The sequence below is a fragment of the Thermodesulfobacteriota bacterium genome (assembly GCA_034189135.1).
In the GTDB taxonomy this organism is placed as follows: Bacteria; Desulfobacterota; Desulfobacteria; order Desulfobacterales; family JAUWMJ01; genus JAUWMJ01.
Map to the genome: position 1 here is coordinate 1 of JAXHVO010000078.1, position 12444 is coordinate 12444.

The following is a 12444-nucleotide window of genomic DNA, read 5'->3' on the forward strand; positions in this document are numbered from 1 at the left end:
TTTAAAGGTGAATAACGCGTATGTATACTAAACCCAATGGAATAACCGATGTACTCAATGCGCTTGAAGACGGCATATATGTGATCAATCATGATTACACGGTCGAATTCATGAACAAAGCGATGGTCAAAGTATTTGGAAACGGTACGGGAAAAAAATGCCATCAGGTGATTAACCGGAGCGATAAAATCTGTCCCTGGTGCAGGGCCGGCGACATGTTTAAAAAGGGTGAAACCTCACATGAAGAGGTCCACCTGGCAGTGATAGACAAGACTTATGATGTGCTGGAGCTTCCACTTAAAAACAAGGACGGTTCCATATCCAAGCTCAGTATATATCGTGACATTACCCTGCGTAAAGATCAGGAAAAAAGGCTGAGGGCATCGGAGCAAAACTATCGCAGGTTGTTTGAGCATGTTGCAGTCGGCGTGTACGTCAGCAGTAAAAAAGGAAGATTTCTGAATGCAAACCGGGCACTTCTGGATATGCTGGGTTATGAAGACAAAACGGAATTTCTCGGTATCGATATAGAGAAGGACCTATACATAAAACCGGAAGACAGGAAAAAGTTCCAGGCCATGATAGAGCGTCACGGAAGCGTCATCGACTACGAAGTCGATTTCAAGCGCAGGGACGGCACACCCATTGCGGTTCTTCTTACCGCCCATGTTCGAATGAGCCAGACGGGGAATGTCCTGGGCTACGAGGGAATTTGTGTGGATCAGTCCCAACGGAAGCAGATGGAAAAAGAATTGAGGGAAGCTTACAATTTTATGGAAAATACCATCCAAAGCTCACCCAACGCCATCATATGCACGGATATGCAGGGAAATATCATTAGGTGGAATCATGGGGCTGAAGAAACACTCGGCTATAAGGCTTCAGATGTCGTCGGGAAAATGAACGTTGTGGGAAACCTTTATACCGACAGCATGGCCAAGAAAGTAATGAAAATGATGCGAAGCGACCAATACGGCGGCAAGGGCAAGCTGCGTTCCTGCCCCATGACATTCAGTCGTAATGACGGTCAGGAGGTGGAGGGGAACCTTTCCGCCAGTATCATTTATGACGACAATGGAAACGAAATCGCATCCGTCGGCTTTTTTGTCGATCTCGGTGAAATGCTGGAAATGAACCGGAAACTGAGACAGACTCAAGAGCAGTTGCTGCAGTCTGAAAAACTTGCAGCCATGGGACGCCTGACATCACAGATTGCACACGAACTGAACAATCCGCTTTACGGAATAATGAACACGCTGGAGTTGATGAAGACGGAAATTTCGCCCAATAATAAGAGAAGAAAATTGCTGGACATGTCTCTTTCCGAAACGGAAAGGCTGGCCGATATGCTTCGAAAGATGCTTTCATTTTCAAAACCGGATCAGGAGCAGCAATCCCCGGTCAACCTGAATACCATCTTGGATGAGATTCTTCTTCATAAAAAACAGCTTTGGGAGAACACCATAAAGGTAAAAACCGCATTCGACGAAGCGTTGGATCCGGTATATGCGTCAAAAAACCAGCTGCGCCAGGTGTTCCTCAATATGATTTCAAATGCCAAAGATGCGATGCCGGATGGCGGTACCCTGACGGTGACCACCGCCAGAGATACGGATCATGTCAGGGTACTCATCTCCGATACCGGATGCGGTATACAGGAAAAGCATCTGGATATGATTTTTGAAACATTTTTTACCACCAAAACCGACAGTGTAAAAGGGGTGGGGCTGGGCCTTTCCGTATGCTACGGCTTCATCAAGGACCATGGCGGCGACATACTGGTGGAAAGCAAACCGGGTGAAGGCACCACCTTTACCATTATCCTGCCGGTTTACCGGGGAGGTTCAGACTAAAAGGATACCAAAACTTCTTCACCGCCCGACCTTTATACTATTTTTGAAAATTACTATATACGGCTTGCCACAACTATATTCCTCTTCGTTTTTATTGACTCACAGACCGACTTTCTGTATATCTTTTAATAAAAAAAACCATCCCTTATCATCATCCATCAATTTTGAACTCCTTTTACAGAAAGGATGTCATGATGAACTTTAGAAGGCTGTTTGAGCCCAAAACAATGGCCATTATTGGCGTGTCTTTAACCAACGATCGCCATCCTGCCAACGTGGTCTTCAATAAAAATCAGTTGAGGTATCCGGTTAAGGTATTTGCGGTAAATCCCGGTGGCGGGATTCTACAGGGTGAAAAGGTGTTCAGGCAGGTCTCGGAAATACCCGAAAAAGTGGATCTGGCAGTGATTGCGGTTCGCGCGGAACAGGTTCCGGATATTGTGGCCGGCTGCATAGAAGCCCAGGTGGGCGGTGCAGCGGTGGTTTCCGGCGGCTTTGCCGAGGCCGGTCGCAGGGATATACAGGATCGCATGGTAAGCATCGCCCAAGAGGCAAAGTTTCCCCTTATTGGGCCCAACTGCCTGGGTATTTATTCTCCAGCTAAAGTGGACACATTTTTTATTCCCAGTGAACGTATGGTTCAGCCCAGCCCGGGGAATGTCGCTCTGGTCAGCCAGAGTGGAGGTATCCTGGTCGATCAGATGGTCAAGTTTGCCGATGAAGGTATTGGCCTGTCGCTGGCTGTGAGTATCGGCAACAAGGCCATGATCAGAGATTTGGATCTGCTCAGATACCTAATCAGAAAGTCCAATACCAAGGTCATTGCGTTTTATATCGAAGGATTCGAGAAAAATGAGGGCAGGGATTTTGTGCTGGCAGCCAGTGAGTGCTCTAAGCCGGTCATCGTCCTAAAGGCCGGTAAGAGTGCCGGTGGAAGTCGGGCCGTCTCCAGCCATACCGCTTCCCTTGCCGGTGACTACGAAGTGTTCCATCAAGTACTTTCCCAGTATGGAATCGTTGAGGCCAAGAATGAATTTGAACTGATCTCCTTTTGTGAATCTTTAAGTTGCTATCAAATATCCATCGAAGGCAAAATAGGCATTATTACCGGTAGCGGCGGGCATGGGGCTCTTTCGGTCGACGTATGCTCCAACCAGGGTCTTTCCGTCCCTGCGCTATCAGATCAGGTGCAAAATAAAATCAGGGAGAAGCTTTCCTCAAGCATTCAGGCAATCGCTTCCGTCGTTAACCCCATCGATCTGACCGGTAGTGCGGTTGATGACGATTTTGTGGCAGCAGCAAATGGATTAAGCAATACACCGGAGATTGACTGTATCATCGTTCTCCTTTTGCCTTACTTACCGGGAACGACCTCGGACCTTGGGGCAAGATTAAGTCAGATATCGCGTCGAGCGGGAAAGCCGCTGGTTGCATATGTCCCCCATGTAGAAAAATACCGTATGCTCATTGAGGGCTTTGAATTCAATCACGTCCCGGTGTCTCCCTCCATTGAAGGGGCGGTGCACATGGCTGAGGCCATGAGGAGGTGTCAGCCATGTTGAAAAAAGAGCTCAAAGCGATTGTTACGGAATCCAGCAAATGGGGCTGGGTATTGGAGCCTGATGCCAAACGCTTGTTGTCCATCTGCGGTATCGATGTCCCCGGGTTTTCATGGGCCAGGAGTGCGGACGAGGCTATTCGCTTTGCCGAAAAAATCGGTTTCCCGGTGGTGGGCAAACTGGTCTCTCCTGAGGCGCTTCATAAATCGGATGTGGATGGAGTGGTGGTGGGCATTGACAGTGCCAAAAGCCTGGAAAAAACATTTCATCGTTTCAGTTCTTTTAAGGACTTTGCCGGTATGCTGGTTGAGGAAATGGTATGCGGAATTGAGTTAATTGTCGGTGCTAAGGTGGACTATCAGTTCGGGCCGGTCATACTTCTGGGCATGGGCGGAACCGCAGTGGAAATTTACCAGGACACCACCCTGAGGATGGCACCGTTGAAAGAAATGGACGTCGAGTCCATGCTGAAGGGACTCCAGGCACACAAGTTGCTCAAAGGCTATCGGGGATCGCAGCCGGTTAGTCTTGAGAAATTGTCACAAACCTTAATGGCTTTCTCCAGCCTGGTTATGAACCTCGAAGGACACTTCGAGTCTATCGATCTGAACCCGGTGATGTGTTCGGCAAAAAGATGTGTGGTCGCAGACGCCAGGATCATGCTTCAACGTTAATTTGAGGAGACAGGCCGGGTAAACTGCGAAGTTCAATAATACCACAATCTGACAGCCACGGATACAGCGATTTCATCTTTCGGGATAGATTTATGAAAAACAGTATAAGCGTTTAATTAACGACCAGCACCGATATATCTTTCGCCAGTTGAAATACTTTGTGTGAAACACTTCCGAGGATAAAATCCTTAATTCCGGATTGCCCCCTTCGCCCCAGGACAATGGTGCTATAATCGGATTGTGCTTCGGCAACGATATCTCGTGCCACACCCTTTTTTTTGTTTTCCGTTTTGATGGTGATGCTCTTTTCTTCAAACCCAGCCGCCAGTAATTTTTTTCGGGCTTGTTGCAGTGCGCCATCAACCAGGCTCTTTTTTTTATCTTCAAGCGTACAAAAGGAGCTTTGTTGAGATTTAAAATATGGGGTCAATGCCGGGCTGTTCATGTCGCACAGGGCGGCAGTGTCCTGGGCGATATTAAACAGGGTAATCTTATTATCGCGGGTAAAATATTTTGCGATATATTCCACTGCCCGCATGGCGTTGTCGGAATCGTCAAAGGCAACTAATATTTTATTATCCATGAATGATATCCTCCTTTTACATGTTGTTATCGTCCCAACCGGGTAACGGTAAATAAACCCTGGCTTCAGGCAAAAATTTTGCTTTGGTTATTGGCGATATTTCACAGGTTCAATCCGGTTTGCGACAGGACAAGATTAAAAAAAACCAGGAAAGGCATAGAATCCGGTTAATCACAGGAGCATCACAATAGGTTTACCCGGTACTTTTTAAGAAAATCTACCGGATTGTAAGACAGTTTCGCCTTTCGCAGGCCTTCATCACCCAGATCCTGTTCGCGATTGACCCATTCATAGCTTTTGCCGGAATTTTCCAGAAATATTTGATTAATGGCCTGATAAATTCCCTTAAAGTCCGTATTTCCTTTTTCAAAATGGATAAGAAGCATGTCTGCTGAAAGACTTTCCGCTATGGTGTATGCAGCCATGGTTTCATTTGCTATAATGGCCCCGCCCATAAGACCATCTATCTTCTCCCAGCTGTTGAGAACTCGGGAAATCGCATTATTCTCAGCCGCAAGAACGTTTGAAGATTCGCAGTCCCGCCAGGTACACCAGTCCTCCTGCATTGCCATCGCCATATGGATTGTTTCGCTACCAAAAGGAACAAACTGAAAATTGTATTTTTTTCTGAACTGATTCAGCAGGTTCCTTTTTTTATGAAAGCGTTTGCCTTTAAGCTCGACCAATTCCGCAATTGAGTAAACATAATCCCAACTGCCCCTTTCCTCTTTTACAGCGATGCGATCTCCACAGCTCTCTGTCAACACCTGTAGCAGTTTTTCAGGAATACGGGTAAGGCGAATTGACCTTTCGCCAAATTCATCCAAACACTTTTTCCAGTCGATTTCATTCCAACACCCTATGGGCGCCCAGTATTCGATTTGCGGAACGGTCTGTTTTATCCAGACAAGATGATCCGTCCATGCCCAGTTCAGCCCATATTCCTGCGCCCATCCCCACAGATTGGCAAAGCTGTAGTCAGAAGTTTTCTGGGGGCATCTGGCAAAATATTTGGAATATTCCGCTTGCTGGTTAAGATTGATCGATTCAAAATTTAAGGCCATATCTTAAAAAACCTTTACATAACCATGGGGTAGCAGAGTTTATTGTACTGAATGTATCTTTCATGAAGGTGATTTTTTCCTGGTCATTACTCAGGTGGCATCCAATTTTTATAATAAAGTCCAGCGTTATTCTATTTTTTCCAGCACACTGATCACAGTATCGTTGCCAGGGATATCTTTCATGCTATTTGAATAGTAGGAGAATACGATTTTTCCTCCACGGTCTACTACAAACAGTGCCGGAATGCGACCGAGTTTGAAAAATTTCCACTGCTGCCTGTATAAGTCGGCAATCTCATGATCCGGGTCAGGGACACCGTGAAACTGGAGGTGATTTGTTGAAAAATAGCTGGACGTTTTTTCAGCATCGTGGGGGGTTATAATGACCACGGATGCATTTTTATCCACAAATTTAATGAAGTCCTGTTTCATCCGACCCAGATGATTGCGGGTATAGGGTCAGCTGAAACCACGGATCAAAACGAGAACAACCGGGCCGGATTTTTGCAGTTGGGTGAGGCTGATACGGATACCGTTATATGTATCCGCTGTAAATTTGGGGGCTTCATCCCCTTTTTCAAGTAATTGATTGTGGTTTGACATGGCAGAGTAATCCTCAGAATTTACTGTGCTACACGCATAAATAAGGGCGAGGACCCACCCAAAAGCAAGCACTTTAATTATAAGAAAAATGTTTACTGGTCTATTGATTGTCGACCGGTGGTTGTCACCATACAAGGAATTTTTCATTTTTTACCAAGCCTCGCAAAGGAGCTGTCTCAATCTTTCGCTTAGAAACATAATCGATTCAATATCCAGATGGTCCAAAATAGTTTCGTCAAACAAGAGTTTAACCTTTGCTTCGAATTGGTCAGCCAAATCTTCATCCCAGAACATGAGCATCAGCGGAACCCTGGGAAGGGGTCTGAATAAAATTGCCAGGTCCGCAGATTGGATATCATCGGTCATATCAAGACCCCCAATCTGTTCAGCGGCACTTCTCAACTCGTCGGATTTTCCGGCAAATTTCTCTGTAAGGGGGTTTTCCACCTGCTCGATCATAGATTTAATTTTTGAGACCGTATTGGGAAACTCTATAAGCCCTTTCCACTTTCCGCTAGGGAGCTTGCTTCCTCCCTGAGCCAGGTGATTGTATATAAAAACCTGTTCCCACCGGGTCAGATCCGAACCGTCTTTATTGGTAATACGGTGTGGGGAAATAAAAATGAAATCGGTAAAATATGGCAGTTCAAGTACGTCTTTATTTCCTTTTTTTATCAACCTGCCGCCGATACGATCCGGCAGGTCTTCTATTTTCATGGAGGCAGACCGCTGTTTGGCCCATTTCAGCGCATCTTCAGCCATGTCTCTTTTGAGCCATTTTCCGCATGAATACTGCTGTTCAAGCTCGGATTTGCATTTTTCTACCACCTCTATCGACAGGTGCGGGCAGTTTTCAATGGGGTGTTTTTCAGACACCACCATGCCTGCAAAGGCAAGGCAGGTGGGAAAGCCGCAGTCTTTGCAATTTGTTTTAGGCAGTATATCTCTATAAAGATCAACCACAGATAATGCCATGGCTACCATAACTCCGCATAGCCGATATCGACAAACGCCTTTTCCATTTTAAGCTTGTGTCCGCGTTCCATGGAAGCAAGATCGAGAAATACTTTTTTCTGATTCGGATCCAAGCAGGCTTCTGCTAAATCGGTGTACTGCTTCATCGCCTCTTCCTCCTTTTTCATGGCCAAAGCGATGGCATCCGCCGGTTTCATGTCGGTGGACAGCCTGGGTGTTTCCACCGTTTCAGCGACTTTATAATCGGTGCTTTCATTAAAATATCGTTTAATCGTATCTTTTACCAGGATACCTTGGAGAATTTTTTCATGACCTTTCTCTTCTTTGGCAAATTTTTCAAACATATCTTTAAGGTACGGGACATTAATTTTAGCGGCCGCATCCTGGTAAAATTCCTGGGCCTCTATTTCACCGGCGATGGCAAAATTTATAATTTCTTTGTATTGGTCTATGTTCATGGATTTCCTCCTTGAAATAGTTACGAAACCGTCAATATTTCCTTTAACGCATGGTTAATTTCGGGATATTGAAACTTAAAGCCATAGGTGGTCAGTTTTTTCGGTGATAGTCTTTGACTGTTTAAAAGCGATGTCCCCAGTTCCCTCATAAACAGGCGAAGCATAAATGCAGGTACGGTCATAAACGAGGGCCGGTTTAACGCGCTTGCAAGGGCTTTGGTAAAATCTCTGTTTCTCAGAGGTTCAGGAGCACAGAAGTTCACCGGGCCTTTTATATCAGGGTTTTCCAGAATAAACAGAATGGCAGACGTAAGGTCATCCAGGTGAATCCAGGGGAACCAGTGTTTTCCGTTTCCCATGGGGCCTCCCACAAAAAATTTAAATGCGGGAAGCATTTTTTTGATGGGTCCCCCGTTTTTTCCCAGAACCACACCAAAACGCAAGGTGACCACTCTGATTCCCTTTGCTTCCGCCCGGCAGGCTTGTTTTTCCCAGTCAATGCAGACTTTGGCAAGAAAATCATCACCGTGACCGGCATCTTCGGTTAAAATTTCATCACCCCGGTTACCGTAATACCCTGCAGCAGAGGCACTGCAAAGGGTTGCCGTATTGTTTTCCTGCAAGGCGTCGACAAGATTACGCGTGGTTAAAATCCGGCTGCGGTAAATGCGGTCTTTGTAGCTATCGGACCAAAGACCCAGAATATTTTCTCCTGCCAGGTTCACAGCGGCATCCACCTGATTAAGCTCATTTTGCCAGTCACCCTTATTGGAGGTATCCGCCGAAATATATGTAAAATTTTGCCTGCCGTCCAATCTATGTCCGGAAGACCTGCCGACGGCAATGACGCTGTGCCCTTTGTCAAGCAGATAGCGTGAAAGATCGGTACCTACAAAGCCGGATCCGCCTGTAATAAATATCTTCATGAGTTATTTTTCCTTTATAGGAGTGGTCGAAGATGATTTTCAATTTCAGCTTTAGGCAAAGCCCCCACCAGTGAATTCACCATTTTTCCGTCATTGAACAAAAGCATGGTGGGAATACTCATGATATTATACTTTGAAGCTGTCGCCGGATTTTCATCTACATTCAGTTTACCAAATTTAACCTTTCCGGCAAACTCTTTGGCCAACTGGTCAATAACCGGTCCCACCATACGGCACGGACCACACCAGGGTGCCCAGCAGTCGAGCAAAGCAGGGCCCGGGTGGGCAATAATTTCGTCATCGAAGGTATGGTCTGAAACCACCACAGGGCTGTCAAAGACACCAACTTCCGGGAGCGGGGAATGACATTGACCGCAAACAGGCCTGTCATTTAAGCGGGTTTTAGGAATTCGGTTTTTTGCCGCGCAATTTGTGCACCTGATTATGATGCTGTCGCTATTCATAACTATCCTGCCCTTCCATCATCGCACGGTTCATCCAGGTCATCTGCCCTTGCATGTTCTGCAGTGGGTGATTGCAAACAGCTATTGAGGTCTTCATCGGTGGCGGGCTTATTTGTAATCATATTCAGCGCTTTTTGGTAATCAGGCTCTTCGGTTATTTCAGGGACCAGTTGAGTGTAAATCACTTTAGAATTTTCGTCGATCACCACGATGGATCTTGCGAAGAGTCCGGCCAGTGGTCCATCCACCATCCTCAATCCGTAGTTGTTGCCGAATTCCCGGTTACGCAATTCGGATACAGTGATTACATTTTCCACGCCGTTGCTTTCACAGAAACGACCATGAGAAAAAGGGAGATCCATAGATACACCAATCACAATCGCATTATTAAATTTTTTTATTTCCTCATTAAACCTGGCCAATGAAATAGAACATACCGATGTATCTACGCTTAGAAATATATTAAGGATTACCTTTTTACCTGATACATCTTTTAAAGATATATCGGACAGATCCGTTTTAGTGAGAAGGAAATCAGGTGCTTTATCCCCGACTTTTGGCAACTCTCCTATGGTGTGAACCGGGTCGCCCTTTAATGTTATTTGTGCCATTTTATCCTCCTTTTATATGGTTAAATATCAAAATATGAGAAAACAAATATTCAATAAGTATGCCAGAAAACAAGTCGGGAATGAAAAGTTTAGTGATTTTTTAAAGGTGGTTTTGCTTTTATGTACGGTCTTGCCGGGGTGAAGGAAAAGTGCTGGAATCGACAAACCCTTTTTTCCGACTCAATTAGAGAAGGCCCTTAAATACATTGGTATGCTTTTTGCTATTTCTATAACAATTACCATTAATATATTCCGTTTTAAACGATGAAAAACTCGTATATTAGAGATGGTAAAGAAAGAACAAACTGACTGTATTATAAAGATGTTGCTATGAGAACTATTTAAATAAATGGACCATATTCCATCATCGTTCTTTCTTAACCATCTCTAATACACTCAGACAGTTTCCTCATTTAAAACGGAACATATTTATGGCAAACAGTATAGCAGCGGATTCCATATTAATTAACCCGAAAAAAGCAGGAGGTGTATGATGGCAAAAAGAAAATATACAATAAAAACAGCATGCCCCCAGTGCGGCTGCAGTTTTGCTCAGGTACTTTCCCCGGAAGAAATCAAGGAAAAATATGGAGATGTTCCCAACGTCGAGCTTGAATGCGGCGAGTGCGCAGAAAAATATTTAACTGCGATGGAAACAGCCTGCCCTGAATGGGACAAGGAATGCAAGATGCAGAAATAATCCCGGCTATATCCAGAAGGACATCTTTATACCCATCCAGTGTTAAAGCTGTCTTGAGAGACAGTTTTGTATCATAAAAAAATATGAGACAAAAAACTATATTCTTGACGTATAATGTGTTAATACCAAACAAGATAATAAATTGGAACGGTGTAGCGTTATAAAAAGCGCCCGGCACTCGGACGACTGGGTGCCGGAGCCCTTTGGACATGTCGGGATAGGTGCATACAAACCATTATTTTTTCGGAGGGAACAGAATGAAAGCCAGAACAGTTGTAATGATAGTCATGATAATCCTTTATACCGTAGCATTGGCGGTGGCGATGCAAAATCAGGGTGCCAAAGATATTACGCTTGACGGCGGCAAGAAAGGGGCCGTTGGTTTTCCCCACCACCTGCACCAGAATGCCATAAGCGACTGCAATGCATGTCATGGCGTTTTTCCCCAAACGGCCGGTATAATAAAAGAGTTAAAAATACAGAAAAAGCTGAAAAAAAAGCAGGTGATGAATAAGACATGCATCAAATGCCACCGAGAAAAGAAAAAGGCAGGAGAAAAGACAGGGCCGACAAAATGTTCCCAGTGTCATGTTAAATAAAATCCGTTCACAGGCTCAGGATTCAAGGTTAGAGAGGTTTATGTGGCGTTGGATCAACATTTGAGCGCTTAGATAGATCTGCACGTGTTTGGCCGTCAGGCAATTTTAGCAAACCATCAATAATCAAAGGAGGATTCTAATATGAGTGAAGATTTGGAGGTTGGTTGTGCGCGGCCAACAGGGGGGCCTGTTGGCGAAGAAGCTGAAACAGAAGAAACCAAAGAAACAGAAAGCAAAACAGTTAAGGAGGAAGTCATGATCAAAGTGGGACAAAAAGCACCGGATTTCACCGCACCGGCATATCATAAAGGCAAATTTATTTCCGTCAAACTATCCGACTATCTGGGTAAATGGGTGGTGTTGTGTTTTTATCCCGGTGATTTTACCTTTGTTTGAGCCACGGAAATTTCGGCAGTTGCCGGAAAATTTTCCGATTTTCAGAATCTTGGGGTAGAAGTTTTTTCAATGAGCATCGACAGTGTTTTTGTTCATAAAATGTGGAATGATAAAGAACTTTCAAAAATGGTCGACGGCGGGGTCCCTTTCCCCATGTTATCGGATGCAGGGGGTAAAGTCGGAACGGTTTATGGAATTTACGATGAAAACGCCGGCGTGGAAACCAGGGGACGATTTATTATCGATCCGGACGGTGTGGTTCAGGGTTACGAAGTGCTCACCCCTCCGGTGGGAAGAAATGTCAGCGAATCGCTTAGACAGATCCAGGCGTTCCAGCTCGTACGTAACAGCAAAGGAACAGAAGCCACCCCGTCCGGCTGGCAGCCGGGCAAAATGACGTTAAAGCCAGGACCGGACCTGGTGGGAAAAGTATGGGAAGTATGGAAAACGGAGATGGCTTATGAAAAATAAAACATTAAATCCATATGTGGCAGGTGCGCTTATCGGCATATTGTTGGTGTTATCGGTCATTGTGGCGGGCAAGTATCTGGGGGCATCCACCACCTTTGCACGGGGTGCCTCCGTCATTGAGAAATCGGTGGGGATCGACTATTCCAGGTTCGAATATTTTACCACCAAGAAGGGAAAGTACGGTCCCGGCTCTCTTCCCAACTGGCAATTGATGTATGTCATTGGAATTGCCCTGGGTGCTTTTATTGCGGCCAAACTTTCCGGTACTTTTAGAGCAAAAGCAGTCCCGACCATGTGGAAAAATAAATTTGGATCCAGTCCGCTGAAAAGAGGAATCGTGGCTTTCATCGGGGGTACAGTCGTTCTCATCGGTGCCAGACTGGCCGGTGGATGCCCCACCGGCCACGGACTCAGCGGTCTTTCCCAGCTGGCGGTGAGCGGATTTATTGCGCTGGCTTTTTTTGTAATCGGTGCTGCAATTACAGCAAGGATTCTATACAGCCGATAG

15 protein-coding genes and 1 pseudogene are annotated in these 12444 nt (G+C 45.4%); 7 read left to right on the forward strand and 9 right to left on the reverse strand.

The window, feature by feature from the left end; all coding sequences use genetic code 11:
* The first annotated feature begins 20 nt into the window (after positions 1-20).
* From SWH54_11335 to SWH54_11345, 3 genes are all read left to right on the forward strand, one after another.
* A complete protein-coding gene (locus SWH54_11335) occupies positions 21-1853 on the forward strand; it encodes a PAS domain S-box protein (protein MDY6791847.1) in 1833 nt (610 codons plus the stop codon).
* Positions 1854-2044: 191 nt separating this feature from the next.
* Positions 2045-3415: a CoA-binding protein gene (locus SWH54_11340; protein MDY6791848.1), complete on the forward strand. Its 1371-nt coding sequence runs from the start codon at positions 2045-2047 to the stop codon at positions 3413-3415.
* Positions 3409-4086, forward strand: a complete 678-nt coding sequence (locus SWH54_11345) for an acetate--CoA ligase family protein (GenBank protein MDY6791849.1) — start codon at positions 3409-3411, stop codon at positions 4084-4086. The genes SWH54_11340 and SWH54_11345 overlap by 7 nt, the downstream gene beginning before the upstream one ends.
* A 112-nt stretch (positions 4087-4198) precedes the next feature.
* Here SWH54_11345 and SWH54_11350 read toward each other — a convergent pair whose 3' ends face one another.
* The 9 genes and pseudogenes from SWH54_11350 to tpx all read right to left on the reverse strand — a co-directional run bounded on the left by SWH54_11350 (position 4199) and on the right by tpx (position 9770).
* Positions 4199-4669 (reverse strand): universal stress protein, encoded by a 471-nt coding sequence (locus SWH54_11350; protein ID MDY6791850.1) that lies wholly within the window; start codon positions 4667-4669, stop codon positions 4199-4201.
* Between the two features lie 182 nt (positions 4670-4851).
* Entirely contained in the window at positions 4852-5733 is an 882-nt protein-coding gene (locus SWH54_11355) for a phosphatidylglycerol lysyltransferase domain-containing protein (protein MDY6791851.1), read from the reverse strand.
* Positions 5734-5859: 126 nt separating this feature from the next.
* Positions 5860-6180: pseudogene (locus SWH54_11360) on the reverse strand (redoxin domain-containing protein).
* A 12-nt stretch (positions 6181-6192) separates the two neighbouring features.
* Positions 6193-6336 (reverse strand): hypothetical protein, encoded by a 144-nt coding sequence (locus tag SWH54_11365; protein MDY6791852.1) that lies wholly within the window; start codon positions 6334-6336, stop codon positions 6193-6195.
* A gap of 150 nt (positions 6337-6486) precedes the next feature.
* Complete coding sequence (locus SWH54_11370) at positions 6487-7311, reverse strand: DUF3786 domain-containing protein (protein MDY6791853.1); 825 nt, start codon at positions 7309-7311, stop codon at positions 6487-6489.
* Between the two features lie 2 nt (positions 7312-7313).
* The gene (locus SWH54_11375) at positions 7314-7769 is read right to left on the reverse strand and encodes a ferritin family protein (protein MDY6791854.1); all 456 of its coding nucleotides are present in this window, start codon (positions 7767-7769) and stop codon (positions 7314-7316) included.
* A gap of 20 nt (positions 7770-7789) precedes the next feature.
* Complete coding sequence (locus SWH54_11380; protein MDY6791855.1) at positions 7790-8695, reverse strand: TIGR01777 family oxidoreductase; 906 nt, start codon at positions 8693-8695, stop codon at positions 7790-7792.
* A 14-nt stretch (positions 8696-8709) separates the two neighbouring features.
* Positions 8710-9159 (reverse strand): thioredoxin TrxC, encoded by a 450-nt coding sequence (gene trxC / locus SWH54_11385; protein MDY6791856.1) that lies wholly within the window; start codon positions 9157-9159, stop codon positions 8710-8712.
* Between the two features lie 2 nt (positions 9160-9161).
* Positions 9162-9770, reverse strand: a complete 609-nt coding sequence (gene tpx, locus SWH54_11390) for a thiol peroxidase (GenBank protein ID MDY6791857.1) — start codon at positions 9768-9770, stop codon at positions 9162-9164.
* Positions 9771-10260: 490 nt separating this feature from the next.
* Between tpx and SWH54_11395 the strand changes: the two genes are divergently transcribed.
* From SWH54_11395 to SWH54_11410, 4 genes are all read left to right on the forward strand, one after another.
* Positions 10261-10470, forward strand: coding sequence for a hypothetical protein (locus SWH54_11395; GenBank protein MDY6791858.1), 210 nt, complete (start codon positions 10261-10263; stop codon positions 10468-10470).
* Positions 10471-10727: 257 nt separating this feature from the next.
* The gene (locus tag SWH54_11400) at positions 10728-11069 is read left to right on the forward strand and encodes a cytochrome c3 family protein (protein ID MDY6791859.1); all 342 of its coding nucleotides are present in this window, start codon (positions 10728-10730) and stop codon (positions 11067-11069) included.
* A gap of 141 nt (positions 11070-11210) precedes the next feature.
* On the forward strand, positions 11211-11936 hold the full coding sequence (gene prxU / locus SWH54_11405; protein MDY6791860.1) for a thioredoxin-dependent peroxiredoxin: 726 nt from the start codon (positions 11211-11213) through the stop codon (positions 11934-11936).
* On the forward strand, positions 11926-12444 hold the full coding sequence (locus SWH54_11410; GenBank protein MDY6791861.1) for a YeeE/YedE thiosulfate transporter family protein: 519 nt from the start codon (positions 11926-11928) through the stop codon (positions 12442-12444). The genes prxU and SWH54_11410 overlap by 11 nt, the downstream gene beginning before the upstream one ends.